Raw genomic sequence first — 20351 nt, 5'->3', positions numbered from 1 at the left:
CCCGGTTACATTCCGAACCCGGAAGCTAAGCCTTACAGCGCCGATGGTACTGCAGGGGGGACCCTGTGGGAGAGTAGGACGCCGCCGAACAATTCTTCAAAAGGGTTGGACCCTGAACTTCGGTTCAGGGTCCAACCCTTTTTTGTTGCATGTCACTTGAAGTTCACGTTGCGCAACCACCATCCCCGACATGGGTACTGCTGCAATGCTCAGGGCCGCCGGTGTCGGAGTCGGTGACGAGGTCATCGTCCCGGCCTTCGGGAACGTGGAAGTCGCCGAGGCCGTGACCCTGGCCGGCGCGCTGCCGGTGTTCGCCGACATAGATCCCGTGACGTACTGCCTGGACGCGTTCGCTGTGGAAGCGGCCGTAACTCCGCGGACGGCGGCCGTCGTTGCCGTACACCGCTTCGGACGCGTCGCTGACATCGGGCGGTTGCGGGAGGCCGGGCAGCGGCATGGGCTGCTCGTGCTGGAGCAGGGGGAGTCCGAGGCGCCGTATGACGAGATCGCGCAACGGAGGCAGCGGGCTGCCTATCTCGACGCCAAGTTGAGGGGTGTGCGGACGCCTGATGGGGGTGACGGGCACACCTATCAGCAGTATGTGGTGCGGGTGCCGGGGAACGGGCGGCCGGACCGGGACGCTTTTGCCCGTGCCGTGCAGGCCAGGGGCGTTGAGTGCCGGGTGCCGGTCAAGACGCCTGTGCATCGGTTGCCCGCGTTCCGGCGGTGTGTCTCCCTTCCGGAGACCGAGCAGGCCGCCGCCGAGACGCTCGCGCTGCCCGTGCACGCCTCCCTGACCAAGCGGGACATGCAGCGGATCGTGTCCGCGTGCAACGCGCTCGGAGGGCTTTTGCAGCCCGCCTTCTGACGTGGTTGGGAGCACGGGTCTGTTCGGGGTATGATCTATTCCGTTGCCGCGGGGGAGACCTCGGAAAAGCAACAGGCCCCTATAGCTCAGTCGGCAGAGCGTCTCCATGGTAAGGAGAAGGTCAACGGTTCGATTCCGTTTGGGGGCTCCAGCAGAAAAGGCCCCACCCTTCCGGGTGGGGCCTTTCGCATGTCCTAGTCCTTGTGGAGGCCCGGCACCCGCATGGCCAGGATCGCCATGTCGTCGGACGGGGCGTCCGACGCGAAGCGTTCCACCGCGCGCATGATGCGGGCGGCGACCGCGCCGGCGGTGAGGCCCGTGCAGGTGGTGAGGACATCGGCGAGGCCGTCGTCGCCCAGCATGCGGCTGCCCTCGCGGCGTTCCGTCACGCCGTCCGTGACGCAGAGGAGGACGTCGCCCGGGTCGAGGGTGACCGTCTGCTCGTACAGCTCCAGGTCGTCGATGACGCCGAGGAGCGGCTGGGGTTCGGCGGCCGGTTCGACCGTGCCGTCCTGGCGGAGCCGGAGCGGCAGGGGGTGGCCGGCGCAGACCACCTTCAGTTCCGCGCTGCCGTCCTCCTGCGGGCGCAGCTCGCCGTACAGGAGGGTGAGGAAGCGGCTGCGGGCGCCCTCGTCGAGGATCGCCGAGTTCAGGCGCTCCAGGACCGCCGGGCCGCTCAGGCCCTCCCGGGCGAGCAGACGGAGCGCGTGCCGGGCGAGGCCCGTGACCGCCGCCGCGTTCGGGCCCGTACCGCAGACGTCGCCGATGGCGAAACCGTAGGCGCCGTCGCGGATGGGGAAGACGTCGTAGAAGTCGCCGCCGACCTCGTTGCCCTCGCCGGCCGCGCGGTAGATGACCTCGACCTCGACACCCTCGATCGTGGGGAGTTCCGGGGGGAGGAGGCTGCGCTGGAGGGACTGGCTGATGGCCGTGCGCTCCGAGTACAGGCGGGCGTTGTCCAGGGCCAGGGCGGCCCTGCGGGACAGGTCCTCGGCCAGTTCCAGGATCTCCTGGCGGAAGTGTTCGTCGGTGGGCTTGCCGAGCGTCAGCATGCCGATGACGCGGTTGCGGGCGACCAGGGGCAGGACGACCGTCTCGCCGCCGACGGCGGAGGCCGTGGCGAGGGTCGGGCCGATGCCCGGCGTGACCTGGTGGGTCGGGCCGCCGCTCAGGCCCAGACTGCGCATCGAGCTGCGCAGGGCCGCCTTGTGGGCCACCTCTGCGGGGGCCGTCCAGACGCGGGCGCCCGGTGTCGGGACCGGGTCGGGCGGGGAGATCTTCGACAGCAGGGACTTGATGCCGTCGATGAGCTCCTCGTCCTCATGGAGGACGTACGACAGATACGGTTCCGAGGCCTGGTCGGCGATCGTGTAGACCGCGCACCAGGTGGCCAGCGTCGGGACCGTCATCTGGGCCATGAGAGCCAGCGTCTGGTCGCGGTCCAGGGTGCCGGCCAGGAGGTCGGAGGCCTCGACGAGGAAGCTCAGCGAGCCGCGGCGCAGGCGCTCCAGCTCGCCCAGGCGGGCCGACTCCACGGCGAGCGCGATGCGGTCGGCGGCGAACTGCAGGCGCAGCGCCTCCTCGTTTGAGTATCTGCCGGGGGCCTCGGCGGCGACGCCGAGGGAGCCGGTGAGGCGGCCCTCGACCTTGAGGGGGACCGTGACGACCGAGCGCATGCCGGTGCTGTTGAGCAGGGGAACGGCGCCGGGGACGGCCGTGAGGTCGTCATGGACGGCGGGCATGCGGGCCGAGCCGTAGCGGCCGGGGCCCGCTTCGACGGGGACGCGGGCGAAGCGCTGGCGGGCCGAGGGCAGGCCCGTGGACGCGCGGACCTCCAACTCCGTCTCGTCGTCGGTCGCGAGAAGGAGGAAGGCGGCGTCGCCGTCGAGCATGTCGCGGGCGCGTTCGACGGTGCGCTGCAGGAGGCCGTCGAGGTCGTCCGGGGCGGGGGAGCCGATGAACACCTCGAAGGGGTCGGTGCTCTGGCCCTCGGCGGAGGCCGTGTCGGAGGCCGGGACGCGCAACGGGGTCTGCAGGACGGCCCGTTCGTGGTTGCGTACGAGAAGACAGACCGTGGAGGGCTCGCCGCCCGTGTCGCGGACGCGGAGATGGGAGGCGTACACGGGGGTGACGCGGCCGTTCGCGCCGCGGATGCCGTAACTGCCCTCCCAGCGGGAGAGTCGGAGTGCCTCCGCGATGCCGGTGCTGGTGCCCGGGGTGTGCGGCCAGGCCGCGAGGTCGGTCAGGGGCTTGCCGGTGACCTGCTCGGCGGCGTAGCCGAAGAGTTCCTCGGCGTCCTCGTTCCAGGCGGTGATGGCGCCGGTGCGGTCGATCTGGACGACGGCGACGCGGACCCGGCCGTCGGCGAGGGGCAGGAGGTCGGCGGGGAGGGACGGGCCGGCGGTGCGGGTGCCGACCGGGCGTTCCGGGAGGTCGAGCTGGAACCAGACGTTCTTGTGCGTGGGCGTGTACTCGACGCCCCAGTGGCCGGCCAGGGCCGCGCACAGCTGGAGGCCACGGCCGCCCTCGCGGTCGGGGCTGCCCATGTTGACGGCCGAGGCCTGGAGGGGGATCTCGCGCTCCGGGTAGCGGTCGGCCACCTCGATCCGTACGCCGTCGTCGCTGCGCAGGCATACGACGTCCGCGGAGGTGCCGGCGTGCACCACGGCGTTGGTCACCAGTTCGCTGGTGAGAACGACGGCGTCGTCGACGATGTCGGCGAAGCCCCAGCCCTGGAGGGTGTCACGGACGAAGGAGCGGGCGCTCGCGACCGATCGCCCGACGGGCTCGAAGCTGGCGGCCGCGCGCGCGGTGATCACAGAAGTCCTCGACCCTTTCTCGACGTGCGGGGCTGCGTGGCCGACCGGATCCAGCCGCTGCTGCGGCAGGTCACCCGTCGGCCGGGGGTCCGGGGGGTGTCCCCCAGGGATCAGTCCGGTGGTCATGCGGCCGCCCCTCCGATGCCCGCTCGTTCTCGTGCCACCGCCCAGGCCGGACGGACCGGCGCGGCTGGACAGCCGCATGCAAGGTTACTTACCTTCGCGGTCCATGCGGATGCCGGTCTGCAGTGTTTACGCCCGGAGGGTGTGCGGACGATGTGCGAAGCTGCCGAACTGTTATGGCCTGGTTCGGCCAGGGTGAAACACTGGGCAAGCTTCTTGTGAAGGTCCAGGCAGGCTGAGTGTCTTGTGCGTATGAGGGGCAGCAGCCCTGGCAGCGGCCTGGTATGCAGGCGGGAACGCGCAGCAGTACAGGAAAATCGCGGCAGTAACCGGTACGCCGAGCGGCGGTACCCGAGCACAGCAGTAACGGTCGACCCCTGCGGGAGGGACACAGTGGAGTCTGGCGCAGCGACGCGTGGCACGAAGACGCGCGCGAAGGGCGGACAGTCCCCGAGTAACCAGGGCAAAACGCGCAACGGGACCACTACTGTGGACACGGCCGCGCTGAACCGGCTGATGGCGGCTCTGGTGTCGATGCGGGACGGCAATTTCCGCAAGCGGCTCACGGTGTCCGGTGATGGCGTGATGTCCGAGATTGCGGCGGTTTTCAATGAGGTCGCCGACCGCAATATGCATCTGACGGGCGAGCTGGCGCGGGTGCGCCGCATGGTGGGGCGTGAGGGAAAGCTCACCGAGCGACTGGAGACCGGGGCCTGCGAGGGGTCGTGGGCTGCCGCGATCGACAACTCGAACGCGCTCGTGGACGACCTCGTACGGCCTGTCTCCGAGGTCAGCCGGGTGCTGTCCGCGGTGGCGGAGGGTGACCTGTCGCCGCGTATGGAGCTGCGGACGCAGGCGCCCGACGGGGCGGGGCATCCGCTGCGGGGTGAGTTCCTGAAGGTCGCGCGGACCGTGAACAACCTGGTCGACCAGTTGTCGACGTTCACGGACGAGGTCACGCGCGTGGCCAGTGAGGTGGGCACCGAGGGCAAGCTGGGCGGACAGGCCCGGGTGCGCGGTATGTCCGGTTCATGGAAGGACCTGACGGACTCCGTCAACACGATGGCGTACCGGCTGACGGCCCAGGTGCGGGACATCGCGCTGGTGACGACGGCGGTGGCCAAGGGCGATCTGTCCCGTAAGGTCACGGTTCATGTCGCCGGTGAGATGCTGGAGCTGAAGAACACCGTCAACACGATGGTGGACCAGCTCTCCGCCTTCTCCTCCGAGGTGACGCGGGTCGCGCGCGAGGTGGGCACCGAGGGTGCGCTGGGCGGGCAGGCCCAGGTGCCGGGGGTGGCCGGCGTGTGGAAGGAGCTCACCGACTCCGTCAACACGATGGCCGGGAACCTCACCGCCCAGGTGCGGGGGATCGCCGAGGTGACGACGGCGGTCGCCAACGGTGACCTGTCGCGGAAGGTGACCGTGCCGGCGCGCGGTGAGGTCGCGCAGCTCGCCGACACCATCAACCAGATGACCGAGACGCTGCGGATCTTCGCGGACGAGGTCACGCGCGTGGCCAACGAGGTCGGCGCCGAGGGACGGCTGGGCGGCCAGGCGAACGTGCCGGGCGCGGCGGGGACGTGGAAGGACCTGACGGACTCCGTCAACACCGTCTTCCGGAACCTGACCACTCAGGTGCGGGACATCGCCGCGGTGACGACGGCGGTGGCGAACGGTGATCTGTCGCAGAAGGTCACCGTGGATGTGGCCGGCGAGATGCTGGAGCTGAAGAACACCGTCAACACGATGGTGGACCAGCTGTCGGCCTTCGGTGCCGAAGTGACTCGTGTGGCCCGGGAGATCGGTGTCGAGGGCGAGCTGGGCGGTCAGGCGCAGGTGCCGGGTGTGGCCGGGACGTGGAAGGACCTGACGGACTCCGTCAACACGGCGTTCCGGAACCTCACCGGACAGGTGCGGAACATCGCCCAGGTGACGACGGCCGTGGCCAACGGCGACCTCTCGCAGAAGGTCACGGTCGACGTCTCCGGCGAGATGCTCAAGATGAAGAACACCGTCAACACGATGGTGGACCAGCTGTCGTCCTTCGCCGACCAGGTGACCCGGATGGCCCGGGACGTGGGCACGGAGGGCCGTCTCGGCGGCCAGGCCCGCGTGGACGGGGTGTCGGGTACCTGGAAGGAGCTCACCGACTCCGTCAACTCGATGGCCGGGAACCTGACCTCGCAGGTGCGGAACATCGCGCAGGTGACGACGGCGGTGGCCCGGGGTGACCTCTCCCAGAAGATCGACGTCGACGCGCGCGGGGAGATCCTGGAGCTGAAGAACACCATCAACACGATGGTCGACCAGCTCTCCGCCTTCGCCGACCAGGTGACCCGGGTGGCCCGCGAGGTGGGTACGGAGGGCCGGCTGGGCGGTCAGGCCCGGGTGGACGGCGTCGCCGGTGTGTGGCGTGACCTGACGGACTCCGTGAACGGCATGGCGGGCAACCTGACCGCACAGGTGCGCAACATCGCGCAGGTCGCCACCGCCGTGGCCCGCGGTGACCTCTCCCAGAAGATCACCGTGGACGCGCGCGGCGAGATCCTGGAGCTGAAGAACACGCTGAACACGATGGTGGACCAGCTGTCGTCGTTCGCCCAGGAGGTCACGCGTGTGGCCCGTGAGGTGGGCACGGAGGGCATCCTGGGCGGCCAGGCCGAGGTGCAGGGTGTCTCCGGCACCTGGAAGGACCTCACCCAGTCCGTGAACGGCATGGCGAACAACCTGACCATCCAGGTGCGCAACATCGCCGAGGTCACGACCGCGGTCGCCCGGGGCGATCTGTCGAAGAAGATCACTGTCGACGCCAAGGGCGAGATCCTTGAGCTCGTCACGACCGTCAACACGATGGTCGACCAGCTGTCGTCGTTCGCCGAGCAGGTGACCCGGGTGGCCCGTGAGGTGGGCACCGAGGGCATCCTGGGCGGCCAGGCGCATGTGCCGGGTGTCACGGGCATCTGGAAGGACCTGAGCGACAACGTCAACCTGATGGCCAAGAACCTCACCACTCAGGTGCGGAACATCTCCCAGGTCTCGGCGGCGGTCGCCAACGGTGACCTGACGCGGCAGGTCACCATCGAGGCGCGCGGTGAGGTCGCGCAGCTCGCCGACACGATCAACACGATGGTGAAGACGCTGAGTTCGTTCGCCGAGCAGGTCACCAAGGTGGCCCGTGAGGTGGGCACGGACGGCATCCTCGGCGGGCAGGCGCACGTACCGGGTGTGGCCGGTACGTGGAAGGACCTCACCGAGTCCGTGAACCAGATGGCGTCCAACCTGACCGGCCAGGTGCGCAACATCGCCATGGTGACCACGGCCATCGCCAAGGGTGACCTGACGAAGAAGATCGACATCGACGCGCGCGGTGAGATCCTGGAGCTGAAGACGACCATCAACACGATGGTGGATCAGCTGTCCTCCTTCGCCGAGGAGGTCACCCGCGTCGCCCGCGAGGTGGGCACGGAGGGCCAGCTCGGCGGCCAGGCACGCGTGCGTGACGTCGACGGCACCTGGCGGGACCTGACCGAGTCCGTGAACGAGATGGCCGGGAACCTGACCCGGCAGGTTCGTGCCATCGCGCGCGTGGCGACCGCCGTGACCCGCGGCGACCTGAACCTGAAGATCGACGTCGACGCCTCCGGCGAGATCCAGGAACTGCAGGACTACATCAACAAGATGATCGCCAACCTGCGCGACACCACGATCGCCAACAAGGAGCAGGACTGGCTCAAGGGCAACCTCGCCCGTATCTCCGCGCTGATGCAGGGCCGCCGCGACCTGGAGGACGTGGCTTCGCTGATCATGAGCGAGCTGACCCCGGTGGTCTCCGCACAGCACGGCGCGTTCTTCGTCGCGATGCCGACGGTGGACGACAAGGACCTGGGCGCCACCAACGACGACGAGTACGAGCTGCGGATGCTCGGCTCGTACGGCTACTCGATGGGCTCCATGCCGACCTCGTTCCGGCCGGGTGAGGCGCTGGTCGGGACGGCCGCCGAGGAGAAGCGCACGATCCTCGTCGAGAACGCGCCGAGCGGCTATCTGAAGATCTCCTCGGGGCTCGGCGAGGCACCGCCCGCCCAGGTGATCGTCCTGCCGGTGCTGTTCGAGGGGCAGGTGCTCGGCGTCATCGAGCTGGCGTCCTTCACGCCGTTCACGCAGATCCAGAAGGACTTCCTCAACCAGATCGCCGAGATGATCGCGACGAGCGTCAACACCATCTCGGTCAACACCAAGACGGAGCAGCTGCTGAAGCAGTCGCAGGAGCTGACCGAGCAACTGAGGGAGCGGTCGGCCGAGTTGGAGCAGCGGCAGAAGGCGCTTCAGGCGTCCAACGCCGAACTGGAGGAGAAGGCCGAGCTGCTGGCCCAGCAGAACCGCGACATCGAGGTGAAGAACACCGAGATCGAGGAGGCGCGGCAGGTCCTGGAGGAGCGCGCCGAGCAGCTCGCGGTCTCGATGCGCTACAAGAGCGAGTTCCTCGCCAACATGTCGCACGAGCTGCGTACGCCGCTGAACTCGCTGCTGATCCTGGCCAAGTTGCTCGCCGACAACGCGGAGGGGAACCTGTCTCCGAAGCAGGTGGAGTTCGCCGAGACCATCCATGGTGCCGGCTCCGACCTGTTGCAGCTCATCAACGACATCCTCGACCTGTCGAAGGTCGAGGCGGGCAAGATGGACGTCTCCCCGACGCGGATCGCGCTCGTCCAGCTCGTCGACTATGTGGAGGCCACGTTCCGGCCGCTGACCGCGGAGAAGGGCCTCGACCTGTCCGTACGGGTGTCGCCGGAGTTGCCCGCCACGCTGCACACCGACGAGCAGCGGCTGCTGCAGGTGCTGCGCAACCTGCTGTCCAACGCGGTGAAGTTCACCGACTCCGGCTCGGTCGAGCTGGTCATCCGGCCCGCGCGTGACGACGTGCCGCAGCAGATCCGGGAGCAGCTGCTGGAGGCCGGTTCGATGACCGATCCGGACGGGGATCTGATCGCGTTCTCCGTGACCGACACCGGCATCGGCATCGCGGCCAGCAAGATGCGGGTCATCTTCGAGGCGTTCAAGCAGGCCGACGGCACCACCAGCCGCAAGTACGGCGGCACCGGCCTCGGGCTGTCCATCTCGCGGGAGATCGCGCAGCTGCTGGGCGGTGAGATCCACGCGCAGAGCGAGCCGGGGCGTGGCTCGACGTTCACGCTCTACCTCCCGCTCTACCCGACCGAACTGCCGCCGCAGGGCTACCAGCAGCCCATGCCCGCCCTGGAGGCCGGCGAGCTGGTGGCGTCGGCGTCCGAGCTGTCCGACGTGGAGGTCGAGACGCCGGCCGAGGTGAAGTCGTATCAGGAGACGCAGAACGGCCCCGCCGCGCTCTTCAGGCGCCGCCGCAGGCACGTCCCGGAGATCGAGCAGCGTCCCGCGCAGCAGGAGCAGTGGTCGGCGCCCGAGCAGGAGGCGGCGCCGCAACCGCACCGTGGCCTTCTGTTCGGCGGCCACAAGGTGCTGATCGTCGACGACGACATCCGCAACGTCTTCGCCCTCACCAGCGTTCTGGAGCAGCACGGTCTGTCCGTGCTGTACGCCGAGAACGGCCGTGAGGGCATCGAGGTGCTGGAGCAGCACGACGACGTGGCGGTCGTCCTGATGGACATCATGATGCCCGAGATGGACGGGTACGCCACGACCACGGCGATCCGCAGGATGCCGCAGTTCGCCGGACTTCCGATCATCGCACTGACCGCCAAGGCGATGAAGGGCGACCGGGAGAAGGCGATCGAGTCGGGCGCCTCCGACTATGTGACGAAGCCGGTCGACCCCGATCATCTGCTGGCGGTGATGGGGCAGTGGATGCGAGGGGAGTGAGGGGAACGTTCAGAGGTCGTGCGGACGCCGTGGGGAGCTTCGGTGTGCACACGGAGTCGCTGACTCGGTGTGCCCGAAGTCGTGTAGAAGTACGGGATTCGGGGAACCTTCTGGTCTCCCGCTGCGTTTCTGCTACGTGCACAGTGACATCACGGTGACAGGGTGTGGCGACAGGCGGGGTGCGGCTACGATGACCGGCACAAGGACGGGCGGCGCAAGGGAGTCGTCGGCCCCTGGGGCGGCACCCGCCGGTGCTTCCCCAAGTCCTGCGGACCGGGGAGGCCCCAAGCCGGGGCGAGGAGGGCGGGCCATGGTGCAGAAGGCCAAGATCCTCCTGGTCGATGACCGGCCGGAGAATCTGCTGGCGCTGGAGGCGATCCTCTCTGCGCTCGATCAGACGCTGGTGCGGGCATCGTCCGGGGAGGAAGCGCTCAAAGCACTGCTCACGGACGACTTCGCGGTCATTCTGCTGGATGTCCAGATGCCGGGCATGGACGGCTTCGAGACCGCGGCACACATCAAGCGGCGGGAACGGACCCGGGACATCCCGATCATCTTCCTCACCGCGATCAACCACGGCCCGCATCACACCTTCCGTGGGTATGCGGCGGGCGCGGTGGACTACATCTCCAAGCCGTTCGACCCGTGGGTGCTGCGCGCGAAGGTCTCCGTCTTCGTCGAGCTGTACATGAAGAACTGCCAGCTGAGGGAGCAGGCGGCGCTGCTGCGGCTCCAGTTGGAGGGCGGTGGCAAGGCCGCGGGCGGCGAGGCGAAGGAGTCCGCGGGGCTGCTCGCCGAGCTCTCGGCGCGGCTGGCGGCGGTCGAGGAGCAGGCCGAGGCGCTCTCCAAGCAGCTCAACGACGAGTCGACGGACGCGGCGGCGGTGGCCACGGCGGCCCATCTGGAGCGCAAGCTCACGGGCCTGCGGCGGGCGCTGGACGCGCTGGAACCGGGAACCGGCGGGTCGGCTTCGGTGCCGTCCCAGAACTGACCGCGGGGCGGGGCACCTTGACGGGATGCCCGGTGTCCCACTGCGGGGGCGTCACATGAGCTCGCGTCAGCTCAGCGCCTCCCCACAGGCGACACGAACGGGTGAAGCCCTGGGCACACGTGTCCCCTGCCGTCTCCACCGGTAATCTCACACCTATGGCCTCACGTCCCTCCGCAGCCAAGAAGCAGCCCGCGAAGAAGGCTGCCGCCGCGAAGGCACCGGCGAAGAAGGCCGCTGCGAAAAAGGCGCCCGCGAAGAAGGCCGCTGCCAAGAAGGCGCCCGCCAGGAAGGCCGCGGCGAAGAAGGTCGCGCCCAAACCGGCGCCCAGCCCCACCGGAGGCATCTACCGGCTCGTACGCGCCCTGTGGCTCGGCCTGGCGCATGCCGTCGGTGCGGTGTTCCGCGGCATAGGGCAGGGCGCGAAGAACCTCGACCCGGCGCACCGGAAGGACGGCATCGCGCTGTTGCTGCTCGCCATCGCCCTGATCGTCGCCGCCGGCACCTGGGCCGACCTGAAGGGCCCGGTCGGCGATCTGGTCGAGATCCTGGTGACCGGGGCCTTCGGCCGGCTCGACCTGCTCGTGCCGATCCTGCTCGCCGCCATCGCCCTGCGCTTCATGCGGCACCCGGAGAAACCCGAGGCCAACGGCCGAATCGTCATCGGCCTGTCCGCGCTCGTCATCGGTGTGCTCGGCCAGGTCCACATCGCCTGCGGCGCACCCGCCCGCAGCGACGGCATGCAGGCCATACGGGACGCCGGCGGCCTCATCGGCTGGGCCGCGGCGACCCCGCTGACGTACACCATGACCGATGTGCTGGCCGTGCCGCTGCTGGTGCTGCTCACGGTGTTCGGGCTGCTGGTCGTCACGGCCACCCCGGTCAACGCCATTCCGCAGCGGCTGCGGCAGCTGGGGGTGCGGCTCGGCATCGTCCACGAGCACGAGGCGGAGATCCTCACCGAGGACGAGGCGCGATACGACGAGCAGTGGCGTGAGGCGCTTCCCGCGCGCTCCCGTCGGCGCCGAAACACCCCCGAGGCACCCGACGCGTACGACCCCGACAGCGCGGAGCAGGAGGCCCTCTCCCGGCGCCGCGGCCGTCCCCGGCGGTCGGCCGTGCCGCAGCCCGACTCCGACCGGCCCATGGACGCCGTGGACGTCGCCGCGGCCGCCGCTGCCGCGCTCGACGGTGCCGTCCTGCACGGGATGCCGCCGTCGCCGCTGGTCGCCGACCTCACCCAGGGCGTGCGGACCGGGGACCGCGAGCCGACAACGCCGACCCCGACGCCCGTTCCGGCCGCGCGCCCCAAGCAGGAGAAGCTCCCGAAGGAGAAGCCCCCGCAGGAGAAGTCCAAGGCGGAGGTCCCCGACCTCACCAAGACCCCGCCCCCCACCCCACGCGACATGCCCGCGCGGGCCGAGCAGCTCCAGCTGTCCGGCGACATCACGTACTCCCTGCCGTCACTGGACCTCCTCACGCGCGGGGGCCCCGGCAAGGCGCGCAGCGCCGCCAACGACGCCATCGTCGAGTCGCTCACCACCGTCTTCACCGAGTTCAAGGTCGACGCGCGCGTCACCGGCTTCACGCGCGGGCCGACGGTCACGCGCTACGAGGTCGAGCTCGGCCCGGCCGTGAAGGTCGAGCGGATCACCGCGCTGACGAAGAACATCGCGTACGCCGTCGCCAGCCCGGACGTGCGGATCATCAGCCCGATCCCCGGCAAGTCCGCGGTCGGCATCGAGATCCCGAACACCGACCGGGAGATGGTCAACCTCGGCGACGTACTGCGTCTGGCGGAGTCCGCGGAGGACGACGACCCGATGCTGGTCGCCTTCGGCAAGGACGTCGAGGGCGGCTACGTCATGCACTCGCTGGCGAAGATGCCGCACATGCTGGTCGCCGGCGCCACCGGCTCCGGCAAGTCGTCCTGCATCAACTGCCTGATCACCTCGGTCATGATGCGGGCGACCCCCGAGGACGTCCGGATGATCCTGGTCGACCCCAAGCGGGTGGAGCTGACCGCCTACGAGGGCATCCCGCACCTGATCACGCCGATCATCACCAACCCCAAGCGGGCCGCCGAAGCGCTGCAGTGGGTCGTGCGGGAGATGGACCTCCGGTACGACGACCTCGCGGCGTACGGCTACCGGCACATCGACGACTTCAACCGGGCCGTGCGTGAGGGCAAGGTCAAGGCACCCGAGGGCAGCGAGCGGGAACTCCAGCCGTACCCGTACCTGCTGGTCATCGTCGACGAGCTCGCCGACCTGATGATGGTCGCGCCGCGCGACGTCGAGGACGCCATCGTGCGCATCACGCAGCTTGCGCGGGCGGCCGGGATCCACCTGGTGCTCGCCACGCAGCGGCCGTCCGTCGACGTCGTCACCGGTCTGATCAAGGCGAACGTGCCGTCGCGGCTCGCCTTCGCCACCTCCTCGCTCGCCGACTCGCGGGTCATCCTCGACCAGCCGGGGGCCGAGAAGCTGATCGGCAAGGGCGACGGGCTGTTCCTGCCGATGGGTGCGAACAAGCCCACCCGTATGCAGGGCGCGTTCGTGACCGAGGAGGAGATCTCGGCCGTCGTACGGCACTGCAAGGACCAGATGGCGCCGGTCTTCCGGGACGACGTCGTGGTGGGCACCAAGCAGAAGAAGGAGATCGACGAGGACATCGGCGACGACCTCGACCTGCTGTGCCAGGCGGCCGAGCTGGTGGTCTCCACGCAGTTCGGGTCGACGTCCATGCTCCAGCGCAAGCTGCGCGTCGGCTTCGCCAAGGCCGGGCGGCTGATGGACCTCATGGAGTCGCGGAACATCGTCGGCCCTAGCGAGGGGTCCAAGGCTCGTGACGTTCTTGTGAAGCCTGACGAGCTGGATGGCGTGCTGGCGATGATCCGTGGGGAGTCTGAAGGGTAGGGAAACGGGAGGCAGTGGTCGTTTCGCGGGGACGCGGTACGACATCCGGGTGGTCGATCGTGACCCACCCGTAAGGATCACTGAGCAACCGTTTCCCTTCGGCGTACGTCAAGTTGAGGGAAGGGGAAATCACCTCCCCGCCATCGGGTTGTCGGGCCATTCCGATGGCGTACAAAGTCCTACCGCCCGGTTGCCCCACCCTTTTGCACCCCCCCTAGACTGAACGTCCAGCACAGGCGGCTACACGCTCGAAAGGCGCCCCCGTGTCCATCGGCAACTCCCCTGAAGACGAGCGTCCGTTCGAAGACGATCGCGTCGAAGAAGACCGCGAGGAAGTCCGCCCCTCCATCGGTCGTGCCCTGCGGCAAGCGCGCATCACCGCCGGGCTGACCGTCGACGACATCAGTACCGCCACCCGGGTCCGCATGAACATCGTGCACGCCATCGAGGCGGACGACTTCGCCGCCTGTGGTGGTGACGTCTACGCCCGCGGGCACATCCGGACCCTGGCCAAGGCCGTCCATCTCGATCCCGCCCCGCTGCTCGCCCAGTACGACGCCGACCGGGGAGGGCGCCCGGCGCCGACCCCGGCCGCACCGCTGTTCGAGGCGGAACGCATTCGTCCCGAACGGCGTGGGCCCAACTGGACCGCGGCCATGGTCGCCGCGATCGTCGCCGTGGTCGGTTTCGTGGCGTTCACCGCCTTCGAGGGCGACAGTGGCAGCGGCACCGAACAGATCGCCGACGGGGCGGCGCCCACGCCCAGCAAGTCGTCCTCACCCACGCCCAAGAGCAAGAAGCCCACCGACCCCAAGCCGGACCCGACGGACAGCGCCATCGCGGCCGCCCCCCAGGACAAGGTGACGGTCAAGGTGAGCGCCGCCGACGGCCGCAGCTGGATCTCCGCCAAGGACCACAACGGCCGGCTGCTCTTCGACGGGCTGCTCAAGCAGGGGCAGTCCAAGACCTTCCAGGACAGCTCCGAGATCAACCTCGTACTCGGCGACGCCGGCGCGATCGACCTCTATGTGAACGGCAAGAAGATCGAGGACGACTTCCGGCCGGGCGCGGTGGAGCGCCTGACGTACACGAAGGGCGACCCCGAGGCCGGCTAGGGCCTGTTGCGAAAGTGCCGCCTGCCGCGCGACGCCCGGCACGCACTCTCGCAACAGGCCCTAGGCGGGCCGAGCGGTTTCGAAGGGGAGTCCGAACGGGGTTGGCCAAGATCGGCCAACCCCGTCGACGTGGGCTGTCAGCGGGACGAAGTACTCTTGAGCCCATGCCTGAACGCCGTACCGTCGCACTCGTCACCCTTGGCTGCGCCCGTAACGAGGTGGACTCGGAGGAGCTCGCAGGCCGTTTGGAGGCGGACGGCTGGCAGCTCGTGGAGGACGCCTCGGACGCCGACGTCGCGGTCGTGAACACCTGTGGCTTCGTCGAGGCCGCCAAGAAGGACTCCGTCGACGCCCTCCTGGAGGCCAACGACCTCAAGGGACACGGCAGAACGCAGGCCGTGGTGGCGGTGGGCTGCATGGCCGAGCGGTACGGCAAGGAACTCGCCGAGGCCCTCCCCGAGGCCGACGGCGTGCTCGGCTTCGACGACTACACGAACATCTCGGACCGGCTGCAGACCATCCTGAACGGCGGCATCCACGCCCCGCACACCCCGCGCGACCGGCGCAAGCTGCTCCCCATCAGCCCTGCCGACCGCCAGTCGGTCTCCGACGTCGCCCTCCCCGGCCACGGCGCCCCGGCCGACCTGCCGGACGGCGTGGCTCCGGCCTCGGGCCCCCGTGCGCCCCTGCGCCGCCGTCTGGACGGCTCCCCGGTCGCCTCGGTGAAGCTCGCCTCCGGCTGCGACCGGCGCTGCTCCTTCTGCGCCATCCCCTCCTTCCGCGGCTCCTTCATCTCCCGCCGCCCGAGCGACGTCCTGAACGAGACGCGGTGGCTGGCCGAGCAGGGCGTCAAGGAGATCATGCTGGTCTCCGAGAACAACACCTCCTACGGCAAGGACCTCGGCGACATCCGCCTGCTGGAGTCGCTGCTGCCCGAGCTGGCCGAGGTCGACGGCATCGAGCGGGTGCGCGTCAGCTACCTCCAGCCGGCCGAGATGCGGCCCGGCCTCATCGACGTGCTGACCTCGACCCCGAAGGTCGCGCCCTACTTCGACCTGTCCTTCCAGCACTCCGCGCCCGACGTGCTGCGCGCGATGCGCCGCTTCGGCGACACCGACCGCTTCCTGGAACTGCTCGACACCATCCGCGGCAAGGCCCCCGAGGCCGGCGTGCGCTCCAACTTCATCGTCGGTTTCCCCGGCGAGAGCGAGGCCGACCTCGCCGAGCTGGAGCGGTTCCTGAACCACGCGCGGCTGGACGCCATCGGCGTCTTCGGCTACTCCGACGAGGAGGGCACGGAAGCCGCGACGTACGACAACAAGCTCGACGAGGAGGTCGTCGCCGAGCGGCTGGCACGTGTCTCGCGGCTGGCCGAGGAACTCGTCTCGCAGCGGGCCGAGGAGCGCGTGGGCGAGACCGTGCACGTGCTCGTGGAGTCCGTGGACGACGAGGAGGGCGTCCACGGCCGCGCGGCGCACCAGGCGCCGGAGACGGATGGCCAGGTGCTGCTCACGAGCGGCACGGGTTTGCACGTGGGCCGTATGGTCGAGGCGAAGGTGGTCGGTACGGAAGGTGTCGACCTGGTTGCCGAGCCGCTGCAGGGCTCGTTCGCGTGTAGTGAGGAGGCGGGCAGATGACCGGAGTTCCGGCGTCCGCGGCGGGAGGCCCCTCCGGTGCGCGGAGGGCTGCCTCGGGTGCGGCATCGGCCGCCGTGCCGGGAGCCGCGGGGCCTGCGGCCCCGGATGGGGCTGCCGCTCCGGGTGTCTCGGAGGCTTCGGGTGCGGCCGACGGCCGGGCTTCCGGGGCCGACGGTGTGTCGGATGCCGTGTCCGATGGTGCTCAGGATGCCGGATCGGGTGCGGCGGAGGGCGTGAAGCCGGCGCGGGGCGGGAAGCTGGCGGCCGCGGCCGTCAACCAGGCCAGCGTGTGGAACGTCGCCAACCTCCTGACCATGCTCCGGTTGATCCTCGTGCCGGCGTTCGTCGCGCTGATGCTGGCCGATGGCGGGTACGACCCGGCGTGGCGCTCGCTGGCGTGGGCGGCCTTCGCCGTCGCCATGATCACCGACCTCTTCGACGGTCATCTGGCACGCACGTACAACCTCGTCACCGACTTCGGGAAGATCGCCGATCCCATCGCCGACAAGGCGATCATGGGGGCGGCGCTGATCTGCCTGTCGGCACTGGGCGATCTGCCGTGGTGGGTGACGGCCGTCATCCTCGGCCGGGAACTCGGGATCACCCTGCTGCGTTTCCTGGTCATTCGGTACGGCGTCATCCCCGCGAGCCGGGGCGGCAAGCTCAAGACCCTCACGCAGGGCGTGGCCGTGGGGATGTATGTGCTGGTGCTGACGGGGCCCCTGGCAACCCTGAGGTTCTGGGTGATGGCGGTGGCGGTCGTGCTGACCGTCGTGACCGGGTTGGACTATGTGAGACAGGCCATTGTGCTGCGCAGGCGGGGAATCGCCGAGCGAAGGGCGGCGTTGGAGGAGACGGAAGCGTGAATTCCACGGCCGCCGACGTGGTGCGACTACTGACGGTGAGGGGAGAGACCCTCGCGGTCGCCGAGTCGCTGACGGGTGGCCTGGTTGCGGCGCAGATCACATCGGTCCCCGGGGCCTCCAAGGTCTTCCGGGGTTCGGTCACCGCTTACGCCACCGAGGTGAAGCAGCAGCTGCTCGGTGTCGACGCCACTGTGCTGGCGGCGTGCGGGGCGGTGGATCCGCAGGTCGCGGCTCAGATGGCGGCCGGGGTGCGGAAGGTGCTCGGCGCGGACTGGGGCATCGCGACGACGGGTGTCGCAGGCCCGGAACCGCAGGACGGCAAGCCCGTCGGGACGGTTTTCGTGGCTGTGGACGGCCCCTTCGAAGCGGGTTCCGGTTCCGCCGCTGGCGGAAAAGTGGAGGCGCTGCGGTTGAACGGCGACCGCGCGGAAATTCGTAGAGAGAGTGTACGGAGCGTACTCGCACTGCTCCTGCAGGAGCTTGCGGGCGAACAGACCGGGAATGAGCGGGCACAGGATACGGAACGGAACGGGGGGTTTTGATGTTTGCAGCCCTGAGTGAACACGACATCGCTCCCCGCACGGCCGCGGCGCGAGGCGGTACGGTGGGGCGTGAAGGATGCGGCTACGCGGTCCGAGGAGGGAGCCACCGATGATTCTGCTCCGTCGCCTGCTGGGTGACGTGCTGCGTCGGCAGCGCCAGCGCCAGGGCCGTACTCTGCGCGAAGTCTCCTCGTCCGCCCGAGTTTCACTCGGCTATCTCTCCGAGGTGGAGCGGGGGCAGAAGGAGGCTTCCTCCGAACTGCTCGCCGCCATCTGCGACGCGCTGGACGTACGGATGTCCGAGCTCATGCGGGAAGTGAGCGACGAGCTCGCCCTCGCCGAGCTGGCCCAGTCTGCTGCGGCCACCCCCAGCGAGCCTGTGCCCACGCCGGTTCGCCCGATGCTGGGTTCGGTATCGGTCACCGGTGTGCCACCGGAACGGGTGACCATCAAGGCGCCCTCGGAAGCGGTGGACGTCGTCGCCGCGTGAGCGGTGATCGCGTGTGCGTCTGACGCCGACGAGGCGCCGAGAAGGTGTGTGAGGCCCCGGCCGGGGCTTCTCCGGGCGACCGGAGGGGCAGGGTCGGGGTTTTCGCATGTCCGGGTTGGGTGGGCTGCCCCTGTTTCAAGTGCATTTGCCGGGTTCGGGTGCTGCGGTCATGGTGGAGGGACATGACCGCGGGGGCGAGCCGACGGAGGTGCGGATGTATGTCGTGAAGAGCCCGCTGTCCGACATCAACCTGAAGACCGTGTCCGAGGCGCTGCAGGGTGCCCTCGTCGACCTGGTGGACCTCGCCCTTGTGGCGAAACAGATCCATTGGAACGTGGTGGGGCCGCGCTTCCGTTCCGTGCATCTTCAGCTCGACGAGGTCGTGGGCCTCGCGCGCACGCACGCCGACACCGTGGCGGAGCGGGCCGCGTCGCTGGGTTCCCCGCCCGACGGACGCGCCGCGACGGTGGCCGTCGGCAGCGGGATCGGGGTGACGCCCGAGGGATGGGTCGACGACTCGGTCGCGGTCGGGACGCTCGTGGAGGCGCTGGGGGCGGTGATCGTACGGATGCGGCAGCGGATCGCGGCGACCGGGGAGGCGGATCCGGTGACACAGGACGTCCTCATCGGGATCACGGGGGATCTGGAGAAACAGCACTGGATGTTCCAGGCCGAGAACGGGTGATCAGCGGGTGGGAGGGGCCCCGCGCGGAAGGACGGGTGCCCTTTTGGTGTCGGTGAGGTCCCCGTGCCGATTGTGCCGATCCGGGTGCCCGGGTGGGTGACGTGGCCGGTGGTGGTGCGGCTGGTGACAGTCGGCGCTGAGCGGTGCGCGGTGCGCCTGTGTGCCCTCGGTGCGCCCTTTCTGGGGGTGCGAGCGGCCGATTAGCGTCGGGCTGGAGGTGGCGGGCCATGTCAGGGCGAATAGTGCGCTGGGGGGCCGTTCTGGCGCTTGGAGCGCTGTGGTGGTGGGCCGTGCTGCGGCTTGCGCTGGTGCCCGGCGCGGGTGCCGTGGAGGGGGCGGTTGTGGCAGGGGGGTGGGGGCTGAGTGTGTTGCCGGTGCACTGTGTGCCGAAGACAGGGGCGGCGGGGGACGTCGGTGCGGGGCGGTTCCGGCGGGTGTGGGAGACCGTGGTGGACGCCACGGCAACGGCGCGTTCCCGGGGTGGGGCGGCATCACCGCGTCGGCGGGGGTGAGGGTATTGCCGCGTCGGCGGGGTTTCGCTCTTGAACGCCGATCGAGAACACCCGGATGACCTGCGACGACGCCCTTACGTAGCTCAGCCGAATCCGGCCGACCCGACATTCCTAGGCTTGGGAGGCGGTGAAGCGGGCCAGCTCCCATGGGTCGTGTGCGCTGAAGACGGTGATCTCATCCGCGTGGTCGCGTCGGAGGGAACGCAGCCGGTCGCGGGTCGCGTGGTGAGCTGCGACGTCGGTCTGTGCTCCCTGTTGGACCGGCTCGAGAACAGGATGAGAGAGGGGCGGCGTGTGATCGAGCTCGCCGTGATACATGTACGCGTCGCCCGCATGCAGCAGCCACCGTCCGTGGCCGTCGCGCACGGCGACACCCGAGTGTCCCGCCGAGTGGCCGGGCAGCGGCACCAGCAGCAGGTCGCAAGCCAGCCCCTGCGGCCGCGTCGCGCCGGGGAAGCCGAACCACTCCGTGCGGTCCGCCATGGGGGCGGGTGTGAGCAGCGGGTTGTGCGCCCGGTGTGCCGGCATGAAGCGGTCGAGGCTGTGCCGGTGGTGCGCTGCCGTGGGGTCGGTGACGGCCCGGTACTCGTCGGGGTGGACGTGCACCTGCGCGTGAGGGAAGTCCGGCAGTCCTCCCGTGTGATCGCGGTGCAGGTGGGTGAGCACGATGTGCCGCACGTCCTGGGGCGCGTATCCGAGGCGGACGACTTGGCGGAGCGCGCTCTCCTCGGGGGTCAGCGCGGGCTGGGCGTAGGCGACCCAGTCCGCACCCAGCGACCGGTCAGGGTGCTGCAAGTCGGCGGTGCCGAGACCGGTGTCCACCAGGATCAGCCCGTCCGAGTCCGTCTCGATGAGCAGGCAATGGCAGACAACGGCCCGTTCGCGGTTCACGGCGCCGGCCCGAAGTTGTTCGTCGAGTGGTGGAATCT

At 69.5% G+C, this 20351-nt stretch carries 13 protein-coding genes, 1 tRNA gene and 1 rRNA gene; 13 read left to right on the top strand and 2 right to left on the bottom strand.

What is annotated here, in order from left to right; translation table 11 throughout:
• The 3 genes from rrf to NW895_RS21550 all read left to right on the top strand — a co-directional run.
• Window positions 1-90, top strand: a 5S ribosomal RNA gene (gene rrf, locus NW895_RS21560); the annotation flags it as partial.
• A 115-nt stretch (window positions 91-205) separates the two neighbouring features.
• Window positions 206-868, top strand: a complete 663-nt coding sequence (locus tag NW895_RS21555) for a DegT/DnrJ/EryC1/StrS family aminotransferase (RefSeq protein WP_289937405.1) — start codon at window positions 206-208, stop codon at window positions 866-868.
• A 75-nt stretch (window positions 869-943) separates the two neighbouring features.
• Window positions 944-1019 (top strand) — tRNA-Thr (locus NW895_RS21550).
• Window positions 1020-1062: 43 nt separating this feature from the next.
• On the opposite strand, the gene NW895_RS21545 is transcribed toward NW895_RS21550, so the two are convergent.
• The gene (locus tag NW895_RS21545; RefSeq protein WP_289937388.1) at window positions 1063-3813 is read right to left on the bottom strand and encodes a SpoIIE family protein phosphatase; all 2751 of its coding nucleotides are present in this window, start codon (window positions 3811-3813) and stop codon (window positions 1063-1065) included.
• Between the two features lie 390 nt (window positions 3814-4203).
• On the opposite strand from NW895_RS21545, the gene NW895_RS21540 reads away from it, so the two are divergent.
• The 10 genes from NW895_RS21540 (at window position 4204) to NW895_RS21495 (ending at window position 19422) form a co-directional block, all read left to right on the top strand.
• A complete protein-coding gene (locus NW895_RS21540) occupies window positions 4204-9669 on the top strand; it encodes a HAMP domain-containing protein (protein ID WP_289937387.1) in 5466 nt (1821 codons plus the stop codon).
• A gap of 310 nt (window positions 9670-9979) precedes the next feature.
• Complete coding sequence (locus NW895_RS21535) at window positions 9980-10660, top strand: response regulator (protein WP_289937386.1); 681 nt, start codon at window positions 9980-9982, stop codon at window positions 10658-10660.
• A 155-nt stretch (window positions 10661-10815) separates the two neighbouring features.
• Window positions 10816-13575, top strand: coding sequence for a DNA translocase FtsK (locus tag NW895_RS21530; protein ID WP_289937385.1), 2760 nt, complete (start codon window positions 10816-10818; stop codon window positions 13573-13575).
• Between the two features lie 263 nt (window positions 13576-13838).
• Complete coding sequence (locus NW895_RS21525) at window positions 13839-14690, top strand: helix-turn-helix domain-containing protein (protein WP_289937384.1); 852 nt, start codon at window positions 13839-13841, stop codon at window positions 14688-14690.
• Window positions 14691-14854: 164 nt separating this feature from the next.
• Entirely contained in the window at window positions 14855-16327 is a 1473-nt protein-coding gene (gene rimO, locus NW895_RS21520) for a 30S ribosomal protein S12 methylthiotransferase RimO (protein ID WP_289937383.1), read from the top strand.
• Window positions 16324-17193 carry a CDP-diacylglycerol--glycerol-3-phosphate 3-phosphatidyltransferase gene (gene pgsA / locus NW895_RS21515; protein WP_289937382.1) on the top strand — a complete coding sequence of 290 codons (870 nt, stop codon included), beginning with the start codon at window positions 16324-16326 and terminating at the stop codon, window positions 17191-17193. The genes rimO and pgsA overlap by 4 nt, the downstream gene beginning before the upstream one ends.
• On the top strand, window positions 17190-17735 hold the full coding sequence (locus NW895_RS21510; RefSeq protein WP_289937381.1) for a CinA family protein: 546 nt from the start codon (window positions 17190-17192) through the stop codon (window positions 17733-17735). Before pgsA ends, NW895_RS21510 begins: the two co-directional genes overlap by 4 nt.
• Before the next feature lie 109 nt (window positions 17736-17844).
• Window positions 17845-18225: a helix-turn-helix transcriptional regulator gene (locus NW895_RS21505; RefSeq protein ID WP_289937380.1), complete on the top strand. Its 381-nt coding sequence runs from the start codon at window positions 17845-17847 to the stop codon at window positions 18223-18225.
• Window positions 18226-18439: 214 nt separating this feature from the next.
• On the top strand, window positions 18440-18910 hold the full coding sequence (locus NW895_RS21500) for a DNA starvation/stationary phase protection protein (RefSeq protein WP_289937404.1): 471 nt from the start codon (window positions 18440-18442) through the stop codon (window positions 18908-18910).
• Between the two features lie 227 nt (window positions 18911-19137).
• On the top strand, window positions 19138-19422 hold the full coding sequence (locus NW895_RS21495; RefSeq protein ID WP_289937379.1) for a hypothetical protein: 285 nt from the start codon (window positions 19138-19140) through the stop codon (window positions 19420-19422).
• A 111-nt stretch (window positions 19423-19533) separates the two neighbouring features.
• On the opposite strand, the gene NW895_RS21490 is transcribed toward NW895_RS21495, so the two are convergent.
• Window positions 19534-20313 carry an MBL fold metallo-hydrolase gene (locus NW895_RS21490; RefSeq protein WP_289937378.1) on the bottom strand — a complete coding sequence of 260 codons (780 nt, stop codon included), beginning with the start codon at window positions 20311-20313 and terminating at the stop codon, window positions 19534-19536.
• Between the last annotated feature and the right edge of the window lie 38 nt (window positions 20314-20351).

Source organism: Streptomyces sp. S.PNR 29 (assembly GCF_030386795.1).
Lineage (GTDB): Bacteria > Actinomycetota > Actinomycetes > Streptomycetales > Streptomycetaceae > Streptomyces.
The sequence above is the reverse complement of the archived record's forward strand: the minus strand, read 5'-3'. Positions and strand labels throughout refer to the sequence as shown.

What these genes read in the sequence shown, in the direction of transcription:
- NW895_RS21555 (WP_289937405.1), top strand. Translation starts at nt 206, where the DNA reads ATGCTCAGGGCCGCCGGTGTCGGAGTCGGTGACGAGGTCATCGTCCCG.
- NW895_RS21545 (WP_289937388.1), bottom strand. Translation starts at nt 3,813, where the DNA reads ATGACCACCGGACTGATCCCTGGGGGACACCCCCCGGACCCCCGGCCG.
- NW895_RS21535 (WP_289937386.1), top strand. Translation starts at nt 9,980, where the DNA reads ATGGTGCAGAAGGCCAAGATCCTCCTGGTCGATGACCGGCCGGAGAAT.
- NW895_RS21530 (WP_289937385.1), top strand. Translation starts at nt 10,816, where the DNA reads ATGGCCTCACGTCCCTCCGCAGCCAAGAAGCAGCCCGCGAAGAAGGCT.
- rimO (WP_289937383.1), top strand. Translation starts at nt 14,855, where the DNA reads ATGCCTGAACGCCGTACCGTCGCACTCGTCACCCTTGGCTGCGCCCGT.
- pgsA (WP_289937382.1), top strand. Translation starts at nt 16,324, where the DNA reads ATGACCGGAGTTCCGGCGTCCGCGGCGGGAGGCCCCTCCGGTGCGCGG.
- NW895_RS21505 (WP_289937380.1), top strand. Translation starts at nt 17,845, where the DNA reads ATGATTCTGCTCCGTCGCCTGCTGGGTGACGTGCTGCGTCGGCAGCGC.
- NW895_RS21500 (WP_289937404.1), top strand. Translation starts at nt 18,440, where the DNA reads ATGTATGTCGTGAAGAGCCCGCTGTCCGACATCAACCTGAAGACCGTG.
- NW895_RS21495 (WP_289937379.1), top strand. Translation starts at nt 19,138, where the DNA reads ATGTCAGGGCGAATAGTGCGCTGGGGGGCCGTTCTGGCGCTTGGAGCG.